Source organism: Caloramator quimbayensis, from assembly GCF_900167605.1.
GTDB lineage: Bacteria > Bacillota > Clostridia > Clostridiales > Caloramatoraceae > Caloramator_B > Caloramator_B quimbayensis.
Genome location: NZ_FUYH01000015.1, coordinates 1 through 22,559 on the forward strand (window position 1 = coordinate 1; position 22,559 = coordinate 22,559).

General features: G+C 32.0%; 24 protein-coding genes. 15 read left to right on the top strand and 9 right to left on the bottom strand.

The genetic code is table 11. The features are described from left to right. The first annotated feature begins 348 nt into the window (after positions 1–348). From B5D15_RS15870 to B5D15_RS10080, 4 genes are all read left to right on the top strand, one after another. Positions 349–873, top strand: a complete 525-nt coding sequence (locus B5D15_RS15870; protein ID WP_423236574.1) for an acyltransferase family protein — start codon at positions 349–351, stop codon at positions 871–873. A gap of 719 nt (positions 874–1,592) precedes the next feature. After that, positions 1,593–1,958 (top strand): hypothetical protein, encoded by a 366-nt coding sequence (locus B5D15_RS10070; protein ID WP_078696999.1) that lies wholly within the window; start codon positions 1,593–1,595, stop codon positions 1,956–1,958. Beyond that, positions 1,900–2,352 (top strand): hypothetical protein, encoded by a 453-nt coding sequence (locus B5D15_RS10075; protein WP_078697000.1) that lies wholly within the window; start codon positions 1,900–1,902, stop codon positions 2,350–2,352. Before B5D15_RS10070 ends, B5D15_RS10075 begins: the two co-directional genes overlap by 59 nt. Positions 2,353–2,713: 361 nt before the next feature. Beyond that, positions 2,714–3,106, top strand: coding sequence for a hypothetical protein (locus B5D15_RS10080; RefSeq protein ID WP_078697001.1), 393 nt, complete (start codon positions 2,714–2,716; stop codon positions 3,104–3,106). A 66-nt stretch (positions 3,107–3,172) separates the two neighbouring features. Here B5D15_RS10080 and B5D15_RS10085 read toward each other — a convergent pair whose 3' ends face one another. Together B5D15_RS10085 and B5D15_RS10090 are read right to left on the bottom strand one after the other, a co-directional pair. Next, entirely contained in the window at positions 3,173–3,805 is a 633-nt protein-coding gene (locus B5D15_RS10085; protein ID WP_179122259.1) for an ImmA/IrrE family metallo-endopeptidase, read from the bottom strand. Positions 3,806–3,901: 96 nt separating this feature from the next. Beyond that, positions 3,902–4,246 (bottom strand): helix-turn-helix domain-containing protein, encoded by a 345-nt coding sequence (locus B5D15_RS10090; RefSeq protein ID WP_078697003.1) that lies wholly within the window; start codon positions 4,244–4,246, stop codon positions 3,902–3,904. Between the two features lie 396 nt (positions 4,247–4,642). On the opposite strand from B5D15_RS10090, the gene B5D15_RS10095 reads away from it, so the two are divergent. Further along, entirely contained in the window at positions 4,643–5,185 is a 543-nt protein-coding gene (locus B5D15_RS10095; RefSeq protein ID WP_179122260.1) for a sigma-70 family RNA polymerase sigma factor, read from the top strand. A gap of 290 nt (positions 5,186–5,475) precedes the next feature. On the opposite strand, the gene B5D15_RS10100 is transcribed toward B5D15_RS10095, so the two are convergent. From B5D15_RS10100 to B5D15_RS10115, 4 genes are read right to left on the bottom strand one after another with little or no spacing between them, the layout of a single operon-like run. Continuing rightward, positions 5,476–6,030 carry a GGDEF domain-containing protein gene (locus tag B5D15_RS10100; RefSeq protein ID WP_179122261.1) on the bottom strand — a complete coding sequence of 185 codons (555 nt, stop codon included), beginning with the start codon at positions 6,028–6,030 and terminating at the stop codon, positions 5,476–5,478. Positions 6,031–6,076: 46 nt separating this feature from the next. Then, entirely contained in the window at positions 6,077–6,691 is a 615-nt protein-coding gene (locus tag B5D15_RS10105) for a hypothetical protein (RefSeq protein WP_078697006.1), read from the bottom strand. Between the two features lie 19 nt (positions 6,692–6,710). After that, positions 6,711–8,180 (bottom strand): hypothetical protein, encoded by a 1,470-nt coding sequence (locus tag B5D15_RS10110; protein ID WP_078697007.1) that lies wholly within the window; start codon positions 8,178–8,180, stop codon positions 6,711–6,713. Next, positions 8,173–9,516: a Wzz/FepE/Etk N-terminal domain-containing protein gene (locus B5D15_RS10115; protein ID WP_078697008.1), complete on the bottom strand. Its 1,344-nt coding sequence runs from the start codon at positions 9,514–9,516 to the stop codon at positions 8,173–8,175. The genes B5D15_RS10110 and B5D15_RS10115 overlap by 8 nt, the downstream gene beginning before the upstream one ends. A 260-nt stretch (positions 9,517–9,776) precedes the next feature. Here B5D15_RS10115 and B5D15_RS10120 point away from each other — a divergent pair, with 260 nt between their 5' ends. The 6 genes from B5D15_RS10120 (at position 9,777) to B5D15_RS10140 (ending at position 15,004) form a co-directional block, all read left to right on the top strand. Further along, a complete protein-coding gene (locus B5D15_RS10120) occupies positions 9,777–11,912 on the top strand; it encodes a BglG family transcription antiterminator (protein WP_078697009.1) in 2,136 nt (711 codons plus the stop codon). Between the two features lie 20 nt (positions 11,913–11,932). After that, positions 11,933–12,214, top strand: coding sequence for a PTS sugar transporter subunit IIB (locus tag B5D15_RS10125; protein ID WP_078697010.1), 282 nt, complete (start codon positions 11,933–11,935; stop codon positions 12,212–12,214). A 24-nt stretch (positions 12,215–12,238) separates the two neighbouring features. Next, positions 12,239–13,501: a PTS ascorbate transporter subunit IIC gene (locus tag B5D15_RS10130; protein ID WP_078697011.1), complete on the top strand. Its 1,263-nt coding sequence runs from the start codon at positions 12,239–12,241 to the stop codon at positions 13,499–13,501. A 266-nt stretch (positions 13,502–13,767) separates the two neighbouring features. Beyond that, on the top strand, positions 13,768–13,890 hold the full coding sequence (locus B5D15_RS15790; protein WP_278305806.1) for a hypothetical protein: 123 nt from the start codon (positions 13,768–13,770) through the stop codon (positions 13,888–13,890). Between the two features lie 180 nt (positions 13,891–14,070). Continuing rightward, the gene (locus B5D15_RS10135; RefSeq protein WP_078697012.1) at positions 14,071–14,637 is read left to right on the top strand and encodes a DUF6036 family nucleotidyltransferase; all 567 of its coding nucleotides are present in this window, start codon (positions 14,071–14,073) and stop codon (positions 14,635–14,637) included. Then, positions 14,624–15,004 carry a hypothetical protein gene (locus B5D15_RS10140; protein WP_078697013.1) on the top strand — a complete coding sequence of 127 codons (381 nt, stop codon included), beginning with the start codon at positions 14,624–14,626 and terminating at the stop codon, positions 15,002–15,004. Before B5D15_RS10135 ends, B5D15_RS10140 begins: the two co-directional genes overlap by 14 nt. Positions 15,005–15,541: 537 nt before the next feature. Here the strand turns inward: B5D15_RS10140 and lpdA are convergent. The 3 genes from lpdA to B5D15_RS10155 form a co-directional block, all read right to left on the bottom strand. Continuing rightward, the gene (gene lpdA, locus B5D15_RS10145) at positions 15,542–17,251 is read right to left on the bottom strand and encodes a dihydrolipoyl dehydrogenase (RefSeq protein ID WP_242948733.1); all 1,710 of its coding nucleotides are present in this window, start codon (positions 17,249–17,251) and stop codon (positions 15,542–15,544) included. A 38-nt stretch (positions 17,252–17,289) separates the two neighbouring features. Beyond that, positions 17,290–17,646, bottom strand: a complete 357-nt coding sequence (locus B5D15_RS10150) for a carboxymuconolactone decarboxylase family protein (RefSeq protein WP_078697015.1) — start codon at positions 17,644–17,646, stop codon at positions 17,290–17,292. A gap of 87 nt (positions 17,647–17,733) precedes the next feature. Further along, positions 17,734–18,162 (bottom strand): MarR family winged helix-turn-helix transcriptional regulator, encoded by a 429-nt coding sequence (locus B5D15_RS10155; RefSeq protein ID WP_078697016.1) that lies wholly within the window; start codon positions 18,160–18,162, stop codon positions 17,734–17,736. Between the two features lie 367 nt (positions 18,163–18,529). Here B5D15_RS10155 and B5D15_RS10160 point away from each other — a divergent pair, with 367 nt between their 5' ends. The 4 genes from B5D15_RS10160 to pcp all read left to right on the top strand — a co-directional run bounded on the left by B5D15_RS10160 (position 18,530) and on the right by pcp (position 22,558). Then, positions 18,530–19,753 carry an ATP-binding protein gene (locus B5D15_RS10160; protein WP_078697017.1) on the top strand — a complete coding sequence of 408 codons (1,224 nt, stop codon included), beginning with the start codon at positions 18,530–18,532 and terminating at the stop codon, positions 19,751–19,753. 455 nt (positions 19,754–20,208) lie between these two features. Beyond that, a complete protein-coding gene (locus B5D15_RS10165; RefSeq protein ID WP_423236575.1) occupies positions 20,209–20,904 on the top strand; it encodes a DUF969 domain-containing protein in 696 nt (231 codons plus the stop codon). Positions 20,905–20,915: 11 nt separating this feature from the next. Then, complete coding sequence (locus tag B5D15_RS10170; protein WP_078697019.1) at positions 20,916–21,872, top strand: DUF979 domain-containing protein; 957 nt, start codon at positions 20,916–20,918, stop codon at positions 21,870–21,872. A gap of 44 nt (positions 21,873–21,916) precedes the next feature. Further along, positions 21,917–22,558, top strand: coding sequence for a pyroglutamyl-peptidase I (gene pcp / locus B5D15_RS10175; RefSeq protein WP_078697020.1), 642 nt, complete (start codon positions 21,917–21,919; stop codon positions 22,556–22,558). Position 22,559 lies beyond the last annotated feature (1 nt).

Here is a 22,559-nt window from a genome sequence, read left to right on the forward strand (position 1 = left end):
TAGGCCGTCCTCTTTTATCTCCTTCTTGTTTACCTAAACTTTGATTAAAATCAGCTTTTTCAAGATATTTTATTACTGTTCTGTAATTATGCCCAGTAACTTTAACAATTTCATTTACTTTTTTCCCTTTACTATAGTACAGCTTTTTGATATTCTTAACTTGAGTCATTGTTAACATTCCTTTCTACCCCCTTTAGCCTCATCAACTAAAGGGTAGTTTATTTTGAGGATGTTGGCAATGACTTTTTTCCATTTTTTTATTTGTATTTTATTTCTGCAACTCTTTGTATTTATATTTTACACTAAACAGGCGATTCTTATTATGGCTTTATTAAAAATTCATTTTTTATTAGTAAACTATTTTCTTATTATTTTAAAGTGTTTGTAAGTGCTAAAAATGGACTGCCATTTGGTTTTATGTTTGTTATGCTTGGTGCCTTGATTTCAAGATATAATATAAATATAAAGAAAGAAAAGATATTTTTATTGTTTTCATTCTTAATGCTATTTTTTGAAGCAAATATACTTAGATTTTTGAACGTATCAAAGGATAACAATATGTATATATCATTAATTTTTGTAGATTTTTTCCTCATGTTAATTTTAATTAAAGTTGATTTAAAAGAAAATACCATTTATAAGTCTCTAAGAGATATTAGCTTATTAGTTTATTGTTCGCATCCATTGTTCATTTATATAGTTTCTAAAATATATAAAATTGTTTTTAATGGGCAAAGTTATATGAATAATTTATTTTTATTTATTAATGTAACGGTTATTTCTATAATATTCTCAATGGTTATTTTAAGAATAAAACAAATGAGGATATATTATAATTCAAAAACAGAAAAAAATACTTATAATTTTAAATAGGTAATTTTTAAAATCATATTATTTATTTTGAACAAAGGGATTTTGTTGATAATACTGTTATTTTGTATGCTGCAACTAAAAAATCGAATGAGCTTATGGCCTATACTCACCTGAAAAGCTTATGAATTTTATATGGGCTTTGGAGAAGGCATTAAACAGGGCTGTTGGCTTTAAACCTTCAACAAGCATTGAGGAAGGATTGCAAATGTTCGCCGATTGGTATGTGGAGTATTATGGGGTGAGATAAGGGTATAGATAGATGTATTGGGAGTCTTGGAAAGTCAGCGAAGATGTAGCAAGTATTTTAAATTTTTGTAAGTTTCCACAGCGCTGGGAGTAAATCTCGGTGATTTTTTTAGCCTTTGGGTTCGCATAATATGCATAAGTTGTATGAAAAGTTCACAGATAAAAATCGAAGAAAAAATTAGAAATATTTAAAAATCAAAGAATGTTTCGCTTGTGTGAACAAAGTTGGTTCACATAAGCCTTGATAAATGTTCTCTTAAATGGTAATATTTACATCGTAAAGACGAATTTGTTGAGTTGTTTTCTCAGTTTCCGGTGTCAGGCACTGGAGAGGAGAAAACAATGGCAGTTTATAAAGTTATTTGGGAGGTAAGCTATGCAGTGTGAGGATTTTAAAAAGGCGGTGGCTTTAAAAAACGATGGGATTATAAATATTGCCCTTGGGAGAAGCAGGAAAGAGAAGATTTGGACGAATGAAAAGAAGCGTTCTTCCTGATGAATATGAGGCTGTATCGAGGATGATAGTGCAGGATTTGGGCATTGATAATTTTGACAGTACAACTTTTGAGGCTGCAAGGCTTATGTATTATCCTTCAACTTCTATTGATGGGGAGTATTTTTTTAAGTTTAATGATGATATTTGGCTAAATCCTGATGATGTTTTGAAAAGATATGAAAATTGGAGGGATACTTCCCTTTGGCCTAAAGGAGAAAAGGAGGAGAAGGCTATAAAAAAAGAGTGCGTAAGGCAGGGAAATCCCGTTGAAAAGGAAGGGGTTATTGGGGCTTTTTGCAGGGCCTATAATATTCATTTTGGCAGAGGCTCTTTGTTATTATAATGCTGGGGAGAGCCTTATTTTAGAGGGTGAGGCGGAGGAAATTGCCAAGGCTATGCAGAATGATGATATTGAGAGCGATGACAGGGAGGGTATGGTTTGTGAATATCTTGAGAGGCTGCTCCCTGAGGATTGGGATAGTATGGGTTTGAGTGAGAGGAGGAACTTTTTAAGAGGGGATGGGTATGGAAGGAATGTTAATGTTAAGAGGAGCATGGTTAGTACTATGGAGATTTGGTGCGAGCTTTTTGAGAGGGAGCCAAGTTCTATGCGAAAGGCTGATTCCTACGAGATAAACGCAATTCTTAGGAAGATTGAAGGGTGGGAGAGGAGCGATAGGATGATAAAAATACCTATATACGGAAGGCAAAGGGTTTATATGAGGGTGAATAGGTAGTTGCTAAGAAATTGGCTTTTGTGAACAAGTGAACAAGAATTCTATATAGATTTAAATTTAAATATTATTTTTTTATATTATGTTTAAATCTATATAGAAAAACTTGTTTTCTTGTTCATATATATTTTTTATGAGGCTGCAAATGCAGTGTCATAAAGGCTTTGAAGGGCTATGGGGCTGAGAACAAGAAAAAAATCTTGTTCACGGGTTTTGTATGGTGTGCACTTTTGTACAGTTTGTCAAGTGCCACATAGTTGACAAAGTAAACTTATTAAAATCTTTTAACAGCTATAATAGCACAATGACATTGCAGCATATTTATGATAAAATATTTTTAAAGCAACATAGGAGGTGCTGATTCATGGATAAGGAACTTTTAAGTGCCATTAGAAGTATAATTAAGGAAGAGATTCAACCTTTAAAAGATGAAATGCTTTCAATGAAAGATGAAATGCTTTCAATGAAAGACGACATGGTTTCAATGAAAAAAGATATTGCTTCAATGAAAGAAGAAATGACCTCAATGAAAGAAGACATTGTTTCAATGAAAGAAGACATTTCATCTATAAAGCAGGAGCAAAGTATAATGAAGCAGAGATTAGATGCAATTGAAGAACAAACTGCAAATCTTACAGAGTTTAAAACATATGTTACAAATAAATTGAATGAAATAAGCGAAAATCAAAAATCAATTTTTGAAATTCTTGGGGAACATGATGTTGCGATTAGAAATTTAAGAAGAAGACCAGTTTGATATTTGACTTTGTCAAGTGCCACATAGTTGACAAAAGGTCACAGCTAAGCTGCTGTGACCTTTTCTTTAAAAGTTATAATCTGTATTTATTTTAAAGCATGTCTGCATTATAAAATCAAAAAAACTTTCTAAAAATGCGTATTCTACACGGGTGTAAACTTCCATATTCCCGAATTTTTTTATGTTTTCTAAAATATAGATTGAAGCTTCTTCGGAAACGCTGCACATAGATTGTATCATTTCTTTGTTTAAACCCTTTATGTTTTTTAAAAGTGCGATTGGGGCTAAAAGCTCCGCAGCAAATGCGTCTGCTTCTTTTTCGAGTATTTCGTACTGGTTATCAGTTAGAGTCCTTCTAACATCGGTTTCATCGAAATCCTCAAGATGACCGAGGACTATATGGCCAAATTCATGGGACAAAGTCCAAACAAGCCTTCCGTAGGGCCTTATGTTCTCTTTATAAACCGTAAGATATTTATTATTCATAAGATATGTAGCAGCTAAGCAGTCTTCTGCGTTTTTAAATTTTAAAGGGTCATTTTTGCTACAGTATTTTTCAGCGGTTGAATAATCTACTAAGAAGTAACCGTATTTTTTAAAAAGAGATTTAATATCAACTGGAAGTGAACTTATGTTATTTTCAAGAAGTATTCTTTGAGCTGTCTGTATTGAGCGCTCCCTTCTAACATGTTGTGGCAAACAAACCCCCATAATTTATCACCTCTGTAAGAATATATAAATATTATATCGAACTAATGTTCGATATGCAAGCAAAAAAAGAGAGAGAAATTTAAGCTATTTATTTTTTTTCTCTTCCTTTTCAAGAATAATTTCAATAAAATCAGCAAGCTCGTCTAAAACCTCTTTTGGCTGATGCTTAGCTCTTTGAAGGGATTTTACAAGCTTTTCAGATTTAGATATTCCAAGTATTGTTTCATCATCGGTATTTTCATCGAGCAACTTTGAAACAGGGATATTAAGGGCAAAGGAAAGCTTTTTAAGTGTATCGAAGGCCGGCTTCTTTTTCCCGTTTTCAATTTCTGAAATGGTGGACTTTGATAATTCTGTAAGGTTTGCCAAATCGATTATTGACAGGTTTTTTTCCTTTCTTATTTTTCGAATCCTTTCACCTATTTCCATAAACTCACCGCCTTTTGGTTCGCTAATATCTATTTATATTATACCAAAGTGTTCATATGTGTAAATAGAAATCGAAGAAAAAATTAGTAAAAGGGAAAAAATAGAAGATATGTTCCTATAAACGAACTAAATTGGTTCGTAAAGATATGGATAAATGTTGATATTAGGTTCGCATAGGTAGTAAAATTTATATAGAAGAAAAAAGAAATGTGAACAAACTTCTCCACATCCGGTGATAGGGATGCCTCCGAAAAATTATAATATTCACCAAAAACATACTATTTATTGTATAAACACCAAGGCCATATATACTATATGCTGTGGCAAAAAAAATTCGTAGGAGCATTTTTACGGAACTCCCATAGGCACCAATGTTGGAGAAGTGGGAGGGGGATTATGAGGGAAAAGGTTATTCTTGCGAGGGAAGATGTGAATGCAAGGCTTGAGATTTTAAAAAGTTTTGAGCCGCTTATTAAAAAGTGCATAAAGTACTATGTTCATGACAGGGAATATTATAGCGATGCTATGCAGGAGGGGTATTACATAATTTTAAAGTGCATTTATAATTATGATTTTGACAAAGAATATCCCTTTGAGGGTTATGTTAAATCATCTCTTATTTTCGGCATTAGAAATTTTGCAAAGAAAATAAAGTATAATGTAAGCCTTGATGAACAGATGAGTGATGAGGGAGGATGCCTTTATGATTTTTTAGAGTCGGATATAAATGTTGAGGAGGAATATGGGCATAAGGATGATATAAGAAGGCTTAAGGATGCAATGGATAAGCTCTCTGATAAGCAGAGAAAGGTTATAGAAGAGGTTTATTTTAAAAATAAGAGCATGGTGGAGATTTGCAAAAGCAGGAGGTGCCATTATATGGCGGTTACCAAGATGAAGGATAGGGCTCTTAAAAAGCTGAGGGAGGAGATGGGCTGATTTTGTATATGTAAGTGCAGCCCTAATTTACCTTGTTTTCGCTGTAATATTTGTTTCCAAAGAATTTGGAGGTTAGTGCAGGCGCAATGGATAACCATCCTCCAAAATTCATCCAAAATATAATGAAAGAAATTGAATATAAAAATACCGCTCCTTAAAGATTTTTTTATATTATTAAGATATTACTTTAAGAAATGCAAACATTATAAACTATGCTGCAAGTCTGCTTTCTTTTGAAGAATAGCTTCAATAAAATCAGCAATCTCCTCTAAAGCATTTATAACTGATATTTAGGCAATTATGTCTTCAAAACCTACTACGCAGTTTCTGCCGTTATTTTTGCCATAGTAAAGGGCTTTATCGGCATTTGATATACATTGGTCTATTTCATACATTGGATTAAAGCTGCTAACGCCAAAGGTCATAGTGATTTTAATTTTTGTACCTTTATATTTTATAACTTTATTTTCTATTTCCTTTCTTATAATTTCGGCTATTTTAAGCGCGTCTTCGTAGGGAGTATTAGGCAGTACGATTAAAAATTCCTCTCCTCCCCATCTTGAAAAAATATCATTAATGCCTATAAGATTTATAATCGTGTTTGCTATTTCCGTAAGAACATAGTCTCCGATATCATGTCCATATTTATCATTTATTTTTTTAAAAAAGTCTATGTCCGCAGCAATAATTGATATTGGAGCATTTTCCCTTTGATTCGATAAAAGAGCATTGAATTTTTCATAAAATCCTCGACGATTAAGTATTGAAGTTAAAAAATCATGGGATGCTGACTGCTTTAGAAGACTTTGAGTTACAGCCAATTCGTTTACTAAGGTTTTCATCATAATTATTAAGAAACTCATTTAGATACATAATTTTATTTTTCATTATTTAATTTACTACTATTTTAATAATATCTTCCTTTAGCTTATCTTTAAGTCCTAATCTGTATTTTAGAATTTCGCTAAGCCTTAAAGTTATAAGGGTTCCCCTTGGTATGTCCTTAACTTCTATGCAAAGACGGCTGTCTAAGTCCTTTTTTTCTGTGTATATATTACAGGGTATAGGGGAAATTACCTCTAAATGGGAACTTAGGCTATCATTTTTATCCCCGCCTGTTATGGTTCCTGTTTTTAGAATTTCATCGGGGAGAAGTTTTTCCTTATCTTTTAAGTATTCTGCAAGGACAATTTTTAAGTTTCTATCCTTTAAATAAATTGTTTCGTTATTTATCTCACAGCCGTTTGCGGTAAGTTTTAATCCCCACTGCCTTTGAGAGAGGATTATAAGCTCTTCCTGCGAAAAGAGCTTACTAAGTTTTTCAGAATAATATTTTTCAAAGCTTAAATTTTTATTATCGCTGTTAGGCTTTAAGGGGGAAAGGACTTTCCTTTGCCCTTTTAATGCCTTGGAATATACAAAAATAGCATTGGAAAGCCCTATGTTAAACATAAGGGATATTATTAAAAGAAGAGTAATTATTTTATTGGAACCATACTTTTTCATCCTTTGACCCTCTTTAAATTTATTTTTCAACGCTAACACTCAGTACCTTTCTGTCGTTATCTGAATTAGAGTATGCATCCTTTACAAGTACCGTTATTTTGTACTCTCCAGAGTCTTTTTTAGGATAGAAGGGTATTATGTTGTTTGTAGTGTAGTCACAAAGGGAATAAAAGTAGTTGTCGTGGCTTACATAGGCCTTATAGTAAAGGGTTGCGTTGTTGTTTGATTGTGCAGTTATTATTATATAGTTCATTTCGTGGGATTTAACTTTTCCATTTTTAAGCTCATGATAAATATATCCATTATTTCCTAATCCGTTTTTTGCTTCACATACTGTGATTTTAGCATCTTTTATTTCTACGTTGTTTTGGGACTTTATGTCTAAAACATAGGAAGCTTCAGCCTCATAGGAGTTAGGAAGGTTTTGCTCAGGGGAGGAGGGCTTTTGCCTTACTCTTCCATATATTACATATCTTCCGGCACCATAGGCTTTAAAGGGAGCCTCTAATTCGTTGTTTTCACTATAATCCCGAAGCTTTGTCATTCCATGTTCATCCCAAAGTAAAAATGCGTATTCAAGGTTTGATGTATCAAGGGTTTCAGGGGAAGTCACTAATATTTTAAATTTATATTTGTTTAACTCTCCTTCAACGGGGGTTGCTTCTATTTTAAGGGAGATATTATTAAGCCCTTGCTTTTTATAGAATGTAAACTTTGTATCCTCATATTCAATTGAACTTGGGGATTTTGCAAAAACTCCTACATGGTATATTCCGCTGTTAAATTTAAAATTCCCTTCATTCTCATCTACTTTATATATGCTCTTATTGTTGCATCTGCTCTTTTCTTCTTGAACTATATCTCCATAGTTTTTTATGGTTTTATACCACATATCCTTTTCACCGACTACAAATTTAAATATTTTATTTTTATATAGTTTATCTTCAATATTTGGTAAATCGCTAACTTTTGTTTTTATTGCTATGTTGCTGGGGTTTTGTGTATCGACTTGAATATATTCAAGCTGAAGGTATTTATTATTCACATTGTTTACATATACCTTTCTTTGGGATAATACATCATTTCCCTTCATAACAACAATTTTAAAAATTCCAACCTTATCGGGAAGCCAACAGTACCTCTCTCCATCTTTATCTGAAGATTTAATGGCAGTTCTTTCATATCCATTATCTCCTATTATTTTAACGGTGTAGTTTTTATCCGCTGGCGTTACATAAATATTTGCTTCTTTTGGATTAAGTACGGTTACTGGAAAATTTAAAATGCTTGAATAGGTAAGATAATTTGATAGTGTTTTGTCCATATCCGTAGTTATTTGTACACTGCTTTTATTTAAAAAACTTTCGCTGCTGATTTTTGTTTCTTCTTTGCTATCATTCTTTAGTAGGGCGTTTGACATTATTATCTGCTTGTTGGCTAAGGTAAGTATAATAATAAAGATTAAGGTTAACGCAATTTTTTTATGCATCTGCATTCCTCCTTTCAATTCTTGTGAATAACTTTATCTTTTTACTTTTGACTTTGCTATCCTTTGTATTTTCAATGTTTATATCTTTGTTTATTATAGTTCCTATTATCTTCACATCTGTTCTTTCTAATATTTCTTTTGTGTTTATAAATTCCTTAATGTCTACAAGGCCCACTTTAATAACGAATATGCACCCGTCTGTAAAGCGGGAGACATCCTGTATAAAGCTAAGATGCTCACATGAGGGCATATCTGCTATTATATAGTCAAAGTTTTTATGTGCTGATTTAAAAATTTCTTCTAAATTAATGTTTTCATAGTTGTCTGATTTTAGAAAATGGGGTGAGAAAACATAAAGGTTTTTGAATTCTGTTTCTTTGAATATATCTTCACCTTCAATTATTTTAATTAGATTATTTGTAATAGGGTTTAAGTCCATCAAAAGAGTTTTTTTGCTGTCTCGAGATAAATTTATAGCAAGATTTGCTGCAACAGTGGTTTTACCTTCCCCCTCATTAATGCTGGTTATTAGAAAGCTCTTTTTTTCTTTTGTATCCTTTGATAATAGCAGGCTGTTTTTTAAAAGCTTAAAACATTCTAATTCAAAGAAGCTGTCTTTAAAATTTCCGCAATTACTTTGGCTTAAAAGAGACAATCCTTTTGAAGGTGTAATCTCTGACAATACAGGAAGGTTTATGTTTTTTTCTATCTGCTCCTTTGTTCTTATTTTTGTATCTATATATTCGAGAAGGAATATAAGCCCTATGGACAGCATTATTCCTAAAACAAAAGCTATGGACAGGTTTAGCTTATAGTTTGGGGAGATGGGGCTGTCCACATATTTGCCTCTATCCAGTATCTGAATATCCCCCGCAGGAAGAACTCTCATGGATTCTTCTATAAAATTTTCAGCGTAGGAATTTACAATGTTTTGTGCATGATAGGGGTTGTCGCATTTTACTTTAAGCTCTATTATCTGAGTATCAACTAAAGGAACAGCGCTTACCATTTTTTTAATATCTTCGCTTTTGTATTGCGGATATTCCTGTGCAGTCTTATCTACTACTGCGCTTGATTTTGCTATTTCGCAGTAGGTCTTTAGAAGCTTTTGATACATCAAAATGTCGCTTTGAGTGTACCTGTCCTCATAGAACATTCTCGCAGCTTCCTTAACGATAACCACGCTAACCTTGCTCTCATACTTTGGTTTAATAAAAAAAAGGCTTATTATTGAAGCTATAGTAACAGTTAGGGCAGTGATATAAACTATTATCCACTTTCCTTTTTTTAAAATTTTTATTATATCTCTTAAATCGAGTACATCTTCCTCGCTCATGTTCCTTCCCCCTTTATCTATCGTGAACTTATATTATATTTATTATTTGAAGGAGGAAAATATGATTCTTTTAGGTGATAGATACCGGAGAATATTGAATAATTTAAAAGTTTATTTTTTCCTTTTTGATTAGAAAAGAAAAGTGCCTTCTAAATGGTTGTAAATCCTTATAAAAAACATATAATTAAGATATAGATTAAAACATAAAAAGTTCAAAAGTTCATTTTTTCAACATTATTTTTGAAAAAGAGGATGATTTAATGCAGCTTAATAAAAGATCTGTTGAAATTTTAAACTATTTGTTTAATGCAGATGGATTTGTAAAGATTGAAGATATTGCAAAACACTATAAGTTAACAGACAGAGCTGTTAGATATAATATCGATAAGATAGAAGAATTTTTGGTTGAAAATGGGTTTTCTTATTTTGAAAGGGAATATAACAGAGGTATAAGGATAAAAAAGGATGACGGTCTTGAGGAATTTATAAGGAATCTGCTTAGCGATAAGAATATTGAGTCGAGATTTCAGTACACTTTTTCTAAGGATGAGAGAATTAAATATACTGCTATAAAACTTCTACAGAGCAGTCAGCCCCTTAAGGTTTCCTATTTTCAAGAGCTGTTTTTTATCTCTAAAAATACTATGCTAAAGGAACTTGACGAGCTTGAGGAATATCTTAAAAAAAGCGGCTTAAAACTTGTAAGGAAACAAAAATACGGAATCTATATTGAAGGCAGTGAAAGTCAAAGAAGAAAGCTTGCTAAAGAATTAGTGTTTGATACCTTATCCTATGAGGATATTTTGAATTATATGAGTACAAAAATGGACTCAAATAGATACAGCAACTTTCAGTTTGATATCTTATTTTCGGATATAGATATAGATTTTATTGACAGCCTTATTAAAATGGCTGAATCTGAGCTTTTAAGAAAGTTCAGCGATGAGGCCTACGGAGGACTTTTAACTCATCTTGCTATTATGATTAAAAGGATACAGCTTAAAAAGGATGTTTATGCCTTAGGGTTTGTAAATGAGGATTTAAAAGATACTAAGGAATATGAAGTTTCAACAAAAATGATAAAAAGGATTGAAGAAAAGTTTAATATCTCTGTTCCTCAGGAAGAAATCGAATATATAGCCCTTCACCTGCTTGGGGCAAAAGTTATTAAAAATAAAGGAGCAGAAAATGAAGATATAAATAAGGGATTATATGATGTTGCTCTTAAAATGACAGAAGAAATTGAAAAAATTTATGGCATTGATTTTAAAGATTTAAAGAGCAGCATTGTTGAAGGACTTGTGCTTCATTTAAGGCCAAGCCTTTATAGGATTAAGTATAATTTTAAGCTTTTAAATCCAGTTTATGAAGATGTAAGAAGCAAGTATAATGAGTTGTTTTTAAATGTAAAAAAAGTATCAAGATATATTGAAGAATTTATAAATAGTCCTATCGATGAGCATGAAATTTCATATATAACCCTTCATTTTGGGGCAGCTCTTGAAAGGGTAAATATGAATTTGAATCATAAACCAAGAGTTGTTATTGTGTGTGGAAGCGGCCTTGGAACAGCAAAAATGATAGCTTCAAAAATAGAAAGCGAGTTTAATGTTGAAATAGTTGATACTATATCAAGCAGAGAAGTTGAAAATATTGAGACTGATTATGATTATATTATAAGCACTATTGATATTGGTAAGAAAGATGGTAAAAAAAATATAAAGGTAAGCCCCCTTTTAACATCAAAGGATTATGAAAAGCTTGAGGAATATTTTAATTACAAATCAAAAAGATTAAATGATAATAATGATTTGAAACTTGTAAACAGACTTATATATATTGTTGAAAAGTATGCTGATATACCCAACAGGGAACTTTTGCAGTATGAATTTTTGCATGAACTAAAAAATTATAAGGAATTTTCTAAAACGTGGAGGTACATTTATATGCTAAAGGATCTTATAACATGGAAAACTATATTGTTAAATGCAGAGTGCAGCACATGGCAGGAGGCTATAAAGCTTGGAACTGATATATTAAGTGAAAATAATTATGTAGATGATAGATATTATGATGCTATTATGGAAAATTTCAAAAATATTGGGCCCTATATGGTAGTTGCCCCAGGAATCGTTTTATCCCATGCAAGGCCTGAGGATGGAGTTAAAAAGCTCTCGATGAGTCTTGTAACTTTGAAAAATCCAGTGAATTTTGGGAGCGAACTAAATGACCCTGTAAAACTTATTATTACTATTGCAGCAATAGATAATGAATCTCACTTAAAGGCTTTGTCTCAGCTTATGGAGCTGTTTATGAACAGCAATGACATGAATGAAATATACAAGGCTAAGACTAAGGAAGAGATTATTAATATAGTAACTAAATATTCAAAATAGAAAAAGGAGGAGGTGAAAACATGAAGATTTTAGTTTGTTGTGGAAGCGGTCTTGGAAGCAGCTTTATGATTGAAATGAATATAAAAAAGGTTTTAAAGGAGCTTAATGTAAAGGCTGATGTTGATCATTCAGATTTATCCTCAGCAAAGGGGATTAAAGCAGATGTATTTGTTGGTACAAGGGATATAGCAGGACAATTAAAGGGATTAGGAGGACATGTTGTATCACTAAACAGCATGATTGATCTTAAGGAGCTAAAAGAAAAGTTGAGTGAAACTTTTAAGGAAATGGGAATTATTTAAATTTAATATTAAGGGGGAATTTAAATGTTAAAGGTCATTCTTGACATTTTGAGCGTTCCGGCGATACTTGTAGGGCTTGTAGCGCTTGTTGGTCTTATTGCACAAAAAAAGTCAGCAACAGATACTATTAAGGGTACTATAAAGACTATAATGGGATTTTTAGTACTATCAGGCGGTGCTGGAATAGTTGTCGGCTCTTTGGGACATTTTGGAACTATGTTTCAGCAGGGTTTTGGTGTTCAGGGTATAGTTCCAAACAATGAGGCTATAGTTGCCCTTGCACTTAAAACCTATGGTACTCAGACAGCTCTTATCATGGTCTTTGGTATGCTTGCTAATATTTTAATTGCAAGGTTCACTAAGCTAAAGTATATATTCTTAACAGGTCATCATACTCTTTATATGGCATGTATGATAGCTGCAATCCTTGTTGCAGGTGGAATGAAGGGAACTTCCCTTGTTATTGTAGGTTCAATTCTCTTAGGTTTTGTAATGGCATTTTTCCCAGCAATAGCCCAGCCTACTATGAGAAAAATTACTGGAGAAGATAATGTGGCCTTTGGTCATTTTGGTACTGTTGGTTATGTTTTATCAGCCTATGTTGGAAAACTTGTAGGTAAAAATTCAAAATCAACTGAGGAGATGGAATTCCCACAGGGGCTTACTTTCCTTAGAGATACTTCAGTTGCAATAGCTCTTGTTATGGCAATACTTTATATAATTGTTGCACTTGCTTGCGGCAGAGAATTTGTTGAAAGCAAATTAAGCGATGGACAAAACTTTATTTTATTCTCACTTATTCAGGCAATAACCTTTGCAGGCGGAGTTTATGTAATATTAGCTGGTGTTAGACTTATACTTGCTGAAATCGTTCCAGCATTTACTGGTATTGCGCTTAAGATAGTTCCCGATGCAAAGCCTGCCCTCGACTGCCCAGTTGTTTATCCTTATGCTCCAAATGCAGTTTTGATAGGTTTCCTTTCAAGCTTCTTAGGTGGAATAGTTGGTATGTTTATACTTATTGCTCTAAAGGCTCCTGTAATTCTTCCAGGCGTAGTTCCTCACTTCTTCTGTGGAGCAACCGCAGGTGTATATGGTAATGCAACAGGAGGAAGAAGGGGTGCGTTCTTCGGTGCATTTGTACATGGTCTTTTAATAACATTCCTTCCTGTACTTTTACTTCCTGTTCTTGGAAACCTCGGATATGCAAATACTACATTCAGCGATGCAGACTTTGGTGTAGTTGGTATTGTGCTTGGTAATGTGTTGAAATTGTTTATAAGATAGTAAAAAGGGTAGCTTGCTACCCTTTTTACTATATGAAGCGAGAAACAAAAAAAGTATAAAATCTTTTTAACAAGGTTCTATAATAAAATTGCATTCAAAAACATAATATATTTAGTATTTTAATGCGAATCTGCTTTATTATATATAATTGCAGCAAATTTCAGGTGCTATTTTTGCAGGTAATTGACTAAAATAAAATGATAGGATGATAACTTTAAAAAGAAATTGAATAAGTGTTATTAGTATGGCTATAATTAAAAAAAGTGGTGAGAAAAATTATTAAAAGAGAATTGTATCTTGAAAAAATCAGGGCTTTTATCGATAAGATGTTTATTAAAGTTATAATGGGGATTAGAAGATGTGGTACTGCTCTTATGATTATTATATAGGAGTTTTTAGTTAGGAAGCTTTCAAGTTGTAATTCCGGAAGATGTTGATATTAATATAAGTACATTCCTTTTAAGAAAGCTATTAAATTTATTTTTTAAGTAGATAAGAGATTCATTTTTGTTTTATAATAAGAATAAGTATATTTTTAGATATAACGTTTTTACAGTGGGTGATAAAATATGGAATCGTTTAACAACGTAGGATTATTAGACAAAAACAAACTTTTACAGATATTTGAGTATCTTAATGAGAGGCTTAAAGAAAACCACTTGCAGCTTGAGATTACTATCTATGGGGGCTCAGTTATGACAATGGTCTATGATAACAGACCAGCAACAAAGGATATTGACTGTGTATTTAGTGAAACTAACTATAAATTATTGAGTAATATTTTGGAGCTAACAAGGTCTACTTTTGATTTATCAGAAAATTGGATAAATGATGAAATAAAAGAACCTTTACAACATATTATTAAGGAAGATAAAGAAATTTTTAAATGTTATTCTAATTTAAAAATACTAAAACCTAAAGCACAGCAGCTGCTTGCAATGAAGGTTTTAGCTGCAAGACCGGAACCAGCTAAAGATTTTGTAGATGCTTATTTATTATGTAAAGATTTGAATATAACTACAAAGCAGGAGCTTTTAAATGTTGTTACTGAATTTGTTCCTATAAAACTTTTAGGCGAAAGACAAAGAAATTTTATTCGATATTTAGGAGAGGATTTGGGATATGATTGGAAATAAATATTTGCAGGCACTTTTTAATTATTCTGACGAAGATACAAGTATTAATCAATTAATAGAAATATTAAAGAGTAAAGATATTGAATTTATTAATAGTTTAAAAAGTGAAGTGCCGGATTTATCTCAATGCAGCTTAAAGGAGTTAGATTATTTAACAAAAGTATCAGCTATTATTGATTATTATTTACAAATGCTTGAATTGGATGTGCCAAATTGGCTAAGAAGCGAAAAATTATCTTTTAAAGCTCCATATTATCATTCTAAAAGAATTAGTGATTTTGAAAAGTTAAAACTTATATATTCAAGTCCAGCTCCATTTAGATTAAGAAATGTTTATTTTGATTTAGAAGGAATAAAAAGAGTATAATAATCCTCTTTCACCCGTTTCAAAAGCTTTGAGGCGGGTGTTTTTTTGGGGTGCTTTGAGGGGCGGTTAGTGTGAAAATGTTGCATTCCCATATTTGGATATATATGACAATATGTAGTGTTAGATACCGGAGAAAGGAGGTATACCGCAAAAAAAAGTGCCACCCAGTTGACAAGTGACAAACTTTTTCATTCCGTCGTTGTGGCTATTTTTTAGTCATGCACTGTTAATTATTTTTGCGCATTTCAAATATTTTTGTAAACTTCATTCTCCGGTGTTAGGGAGGCCTCCGAAAAATTATATTGTTCACAAAAAACATATTATTTATTGTATAGATGCTAAGCCTATATATACTATATGCTGTGGCAAAAAAATTCGTGGGGCATTTTTTCGGAACTTTCTTAGGCACCGGAGAATGAAGGAAACTTATTCCAATATCAAACATTTTATCAAGTTTCGTAGGTTCCCCCCAATTGACAAAAAAGCACTTCCAAAAGCATGTACTTTTAAAAGTGCCTTAAATTTATATTATTTGAGCTAAAAATGTATTGCCCCTAAATTTAATCCAAGGGCAGCTTCATGAATAATTTCTGGAGTTGTTGGATGGGCATGAATTGTTTCAATTAAATCTTCTGCTTTAACTTTCATGCTGACACTTAAAGAAAGTTCTCCTAATAGGTCAGTAGCTCCAAGACCAATAATAGCTGCTCCAATTATCCTATTAGTATCAACATCTTCAATAAGTTTTGCAAACCCCCTTATATCTCCATAGCACAAAGCCTTGCCTATCGCACTGTAAGGAATCTTAGATACTTTGTACTTAATACCTCTATTTATCGCTTCCTTCTCTGTTATCCCTACAATTGCAATTTCTGGATCTGTAAAAATAGCTGATGGAATGTCGTCATAATTAATTTCCTTATCTGTCCCCAATATATTTTCAACTGCAACAATTCCCTGATGTGAAGCTACATGAGCTAAAAGGGATTTGCCAGTTACATCTCCAATTGCATATATATTAGGTATGTTGGTTTGCATTTTTGAATTTACCTTTATACCTCTCCCTTTTTCATTAATTTCAAGATTTATTCCTTCATTCGATATATCTGGTAAATATGGGGCTCTCCCAGTTGACAAAAGCACCTTATCACAAGCCAAATAATGTTCCTTTGAATTTTGTTCGAATCTGACTATTATATTCCCATCCTCTGATTCTATAAATTCTTTAACAAGGGATGATGTATAAATTTTTATATTCTTTTCTTTAGTATGCTTTTCTATTTCCTCTATTAAATCATCATCCAAAGAAGATAAGCATTTATCAAAGTACTCAATTATATAAACTTCTACGCCAAAGGATGAGAGCATATGAGCAAATTCCATTCCTATAACGCCACCGCCAATAATGGCTAATTTTTTAGGAAGATTTGTAAGATTTAGTGCTTCATCGCTGTAAATAATATTTTTATTATTTATACCCTGTATATTAGGAACTGATGATTTTGAGCCAGTTGCTATTATAATATTTTTTGTATTAACAGTTATTTCAGTATTATTGCTCTTTACTATTATCTTATTGGTATCAAATATTTTTCCCTCACCATAAATTGTTTCAACATTATTTTTATTAAGAAGATATTTAATACCATCCACAAGCTGATTTACTATATTATTTTTTCTTTCAATGATTTTATTCATATCAATTCCAAAATCATTACAATAGCAGCCATATTTTTCAGCCTTTTTTATCGTATTATATACATTTGCTGAGCGAATCAGCGCTTTAGTCGGTATGCAGCCCTTATTAAGACACGTTCCTCCGAGGCTGTCCTTTTCAATCAAAACTACTTTTGCTCCTCTTTTAGCTGCATATATAGCTGAAACATATCCTCCAGGACCTGCCCCTACTATTGCAATATCGCATTCATATTCCTTCTTAGTAACTTGAGTAAAAAAATTTGAAAAATAATCAAAGGTTGTACTTTCCATACTTGATATACTCTTGTTATCCTCTGCTATAACTGCAAGAATAGTATCTGAATTTATATTACTTCCTTCGCTGACAAATATTTTTTCTATTTTCCCATCTACATTAGTCTTAAACGAAATATTCGTTTTGTTTCCTTCAGCTTCAAGAAAGATTTCATCAGCTCCTATATAATCTCCCTCATTTTTATAAATTTTTGTTATAACAGCTTCAGAACCATGAGGTAATATATTTCCTATTCTGATTTCCAACCAAATCACCCTCTCTATTAAATAAGGCAGCATTCAGCTGCCTTTTATTATTTATTAAAATCCTTTCTAAATTCCTCAACGCTGTCTTTAAGTAGTGTAACACTGTAAGCCATAGATGGACCGCCACCAAATGCAACCGCAACCATGGCAGCTTCCATTATTTCCTCAGGAGTCGCCCCAGCTTCAAGGGCTTTATAAACATGAAAAACTATGCAATATTCACATCTGTTGTAAGCCGCAATGCCGACGCTTATTAATTCCTTAGTTTTAACATCAAGCTTTGAAGGTTTATAGCATGCACCAAGAAGATTCATAAATGCACCAACCTGCTCACCGCTGTAATCCTTAACGGATTGAAGTCCTCCCATAAATTCATTTAACATTTCTCTTGGATTTTTTTTCATAAATAACCCTCCTTATAAAATACTTGCTATACTAATAATTAGTATAGCAAGTATTTTATAAAAAAACAACAGAAAATAAATATTTTATTAATTATTTTCTGCATTTTCTATAAATTTACGCAAAACTCTTTCAAAAACCTCAAGATCTTTATCCTCTATACCTGCACGGGCAATTCTGCTCATCCTTTCACCCTCTGGTAAAAGCTCTGTTATTTTATCTTTTCCCTTTTCAGTAAGCTCAATATAAACTACTCTTTTGTCCTTTGCATCTCTGCTTCGGCTTACATAATTATCTTTTTCCAGCCTATCAATCAGTCTTACCATACTTGACTCTTTTATATCCATCTTTTCAGAAAGTTCCCTTTGACTCATCCTATTATATTTAAGTAAATAATACATTGCAGTCCATTGAACACGCGTCACTCCAAATTTTAAAAGTCTTTCGTTAAATGCTTCAGCTATCTTTTTTGCAGCTTTATTTGTTGTAAAACAAAGACAAGTATCTAAATCGAACATTAAAATTACCTCCATAAAAAATGCCTTATTATATTAATAATCTCTTTTATTTTGTACTTTGTCAACTCCTCACTTACCTTATAGGCATTATAAACCATACTTCCTTTTTTCCTACCATTTTTTATATGAAGCGAGAAATAAAGAAGTATAAAATCTTTTTAATAAAGTTCTATAATAAAATTGCATTCAAAAACATAAAATATTTAGTATTTTAATGCTAATCTGCTTTATTATATATTATTGCAGCAAATTTCAGGTGCTATTTTGGGGAGGCAATTGACTAAAATAAAATATTAGGGTTATAACCTTAAAAAGTAATTGAATAAGTACTATAAATATGGTTATAATTTTAAATGAGGTGAGAAAAATGATTAAAAGAGAGTTGTATCTTGAAAAAATCAGGGCTTTTATCGATAAGCCATTTATTAAAGTTATAACAGGAATTAGAAGATGTGGTAAGTCTACGGTTCTTTTAATGATTAAAGAGGAGCTTTTAAATAGGGGAATAAAAATTGATAATATTATTTATATTAATTTTGAGTCAATGGAATATATGGATATTACCGATGAAAAGGAATTGTATAATTATATAAAGATGAAAATTAAAAATCAGGAAAAATACTATATTTTTTTAGATGAGATTCAAGAAGTGAAAGGCTGGGAGATAGCTGTTAATTCTTTTCTTATAGATTTTAACGTTGATATATATATCACAGGTTCAAATTCTAAATTGCTTTCTTCAGAGCTTGCAACTTATATTGCAGGAAGATATGTTGAAATTAATGTAAGTACATTATCTTTTTTGGAAGCTATTCAATTTAAAAATTATTTTTATAAGGATGAAAAAATAGATATACACAGGGGATTTTTAAATTACGTAAGAAAGGGAGGCTTTCCTGTAATACATACCTTTGACTATGCTTATGAAGATGCGTATAAAATAATAAATGATATTTATGCTTCAGTTATTTTAAGGGATGTAATTGAGAGAAACCGCATACGTAATGTTGAAGTGTTAGAAAGAATCATTAAATTTGTGTTTGAGAATATTGGAAATAATTTTTCTGCTAAAAAAGTTGCTGATTATTTTAAAAGCCAGCAGAGAAAAGTGGATATAGAAACAGTATATAATTATTTAAATGCTCTTGAAAGTGCTTTTATTATTGAAAGAATTCCAAGATATGATTTAAAAGGTAAGGAGGTATTACAAACCAATGAAAAATATTATATAGCAGATATAGGCTTAAAGTATGCAGTTATGGGATATAGAGACAGAGATATTTCAGGTATACTTGAAAATATAGTATTGCTCGAATTAAAGCGTAAGGGATATAAGGTTTATGTTGGAAAGATGGAAGATAAAGAGGTAGATTTTATTGGAGAGAAGAGGGAACAGAAAATATATGTACAAGTAGCTTTTAGGTTGTCATCGCAGGAAACTGTAGAGAGAGAATTTAAACCTCTTCTATCCATTAAAGACCATTATCCTAAATATGTTGTAACTATGGAGGAATTTTGGCAGGATAATATAGAGGGTGTTAAGCATAAGAATATAGCCGATTTCCTTTTAATGGATGAGTATTTTTTATAGTAATTTTCTTTCACCCGTTTCAAAAGTTTTGAGGCGGGTGTTTTTTTGGGGTGCTTTGAGGGACGGTTACTTATTTCATACACAATATCTGCTAAATTAGGGGGACATGCATAAAATATTATGTCTATTATTTAATATAATAATTAACCGTCCCTCCTGTTACCTCCTGTTACCTTTGACAAACCACAAAATTTTTCATTCCGTCGTTGTGGCTATTTTTTAGTCATGCACTGTTATTTATTATTTATATTTTTAAAAGTAAAATAATTGTTAACCGTCCCCCGACTTTCCCCGACTTTATTAGAATAAGTTCCCCTCATTCTCCATATCCAGTGCATAGGAAGGCTCTGAAAAAATGCCCTTAAAATTTTTTCTGTTTTGTAGTGGAGGCTACAAATATATATGAAAAAAATTGCTAAATTATATTTAAAATTTATGGGAGGAGGAAAAAAATGATTAAACTAATTGGTATTTTAATTATTGTAATTGGCTTCATATTAAAGCTTGACACTATAGCTGTCGTTGTTTTTGCAGGAATTATTACTGGACTTGTTTCAGGAATGTCATTTAATGAAATTATGACAACCCTTGGTAAGGCTTTTGTTACTAACAGGTATATGTCAATATTTATTATTTCCCTTCCTGTTATTGGACTTTTAGAGAGGTATGGACTTCGTGAGAGGGCTGCTTATTTAATTGGTAAAATAAAATCTGCAACAGTTGGAAGATTGACGTCTCTTTATCTTATTATAAGAACTCTTGCGGCTATGTTTGGACTTAGAATCGGAGGGCATGTACAATTTATAAGACCTCTTATTCTTCCGATGGCACAGGGGGCGGCAGATAATAGATATAAAGACATGGATGAAAGGGATAGACAGAGAATAAAGGGACTTGAAGGTGCGGTTGAAAACTACGGAAATTTCTTTGGACAGAATTTCTTTGTTGCATCAGGAGGAGTATTATTAATTGTTGGAGTTATGAAGGAACAGGGATATGTTGTTGAAGCAGTTGATATAGCCAAGGCATCATTACCTATAGCTTTAATTATTATGGTTATTGGTACACTTCAATTCTTATATTATGATAAAAAATTCGATAAGAAATATAATACAATTAAGGCACAGAGTAGCCTTAATAAAAAAGCATAGGAGGTGGTTATATGCTTAAAAATTCGTTAACAGAACTTTTATATGTTCTTTGTGGTCTTGTTTGCTTTTACTCTGTTTTTGTTACTTTAAAAGATAAAAGTCACCCTGCAAAATATACAACAGCTCTTTTCTGGGGGATTCTTGGGTTTACATTTACATTTAGCAGGATAGGTTTGCTTTGGGGAAATGAAAAAATAATGATAAATGATACATTTATAGGATATTTAATATTAGTAATGGCACTGTTATCTGCTTTTAAACTTGTTAAATTCAATAAATTTAATGAATCAACTAATGAATTTAAAGAAAAAATGGCTCAAAGTATTGGCAATAAGATATTTATCCCAGCCTTATCCTTGGCGATTGTTGCTTTTTTAGTAGCACAATTTTGGACAAAACAGCTTGGTTCACTCGTTGCACTTGGAATTTCAACGGTTATTGCTTTAATACTTGCAATTATAATAACTAAAGGTAAAGGCTGTGAAGTTGCTGAAGATGGCAGAAGGCTTTTAGAGCTTGTTGGACCGCTTAGTATACTTCCACAGCTTCTTGCAGCATTAGGTTCAGTTTTTGCTGCTGCTGGTGTTGGAAATGTTATTGCTAATGGAATTAAGACTGTAATACCTCAAGGAAATATTTTACTCGGTGTTATTGCTTATTGTATAGGCATGGCTCTGTTTACTATGATAATGGGAAATGCCTTTGCAGCATTTGCTGTAATTACGGCTGGGATAGGTGTTCCCTTTGTATTTTCTCAAGGAGCAAATCCAGTTATAGCTTCAGCACTTGCACTCACAGCAGGATATTGTGGAACACTAATGACTCCAATGGCTGCAAACTTTAATATAGTACCTACAGCAATACTTGAAATCGATGATAAAAAGTATGGGTTAATAAAATATCAGCTTCCAATAGCGCTTATTATGTTATTAATTCACATAATTTTAATGTATGTTTGGGCTTTTTAAGGTATAGGTTTTTTCCTATACCTTATATTTAGGAGGTGTATTTAATGAAAGTATTATTAACAGGTTTTGAACCTTTCGGAGGAGAAAGAGTTAATCCATCCTATGAAGCAATAAAAAACATGCCTGATATTATTGAAAATATACAGATTGTTAAAGCAGAGATTCCTACTGTATTCAAAAAGTCAATACAAGTTTTAGAAGAAAAAATAATTGAACACAATCCAGATATTGTAATATGTGTTGGGCAGGCAGGAGGGCGTTTTGAAATATCCATAGAGAGAATTGCAATAAATGCTGATGATGCGAGAATTCCTGATAATGAAGGGAATCAGCCTATAGATGAGAAAATTTTTTCTGACGGCGATGCGGCATACTTTTCTAAACTTCCTATTAAAGCTATAGCTGAGGAGATAAAAAAATTTGGAATACCTGCAGCAGTGTCAAATACTGCTGGAACTTTTGTATGCAATCATGTAATGTATGGACTTTTATATTTAATAGATAAAAAATATGCTAATATAAAGGGAGGCTTTATACATGTTCCCTTTATACCTCAGCAGGTAATAAATAAATTCAATACTCCATATATGAGCCTTGAACAAATCACACAGGCCTTAATAATTGCAGTTAAAGCTTCCGTTAATTATGAAGAGGATATTAAAATAACCCAAGGGAAAATTTGTTAAT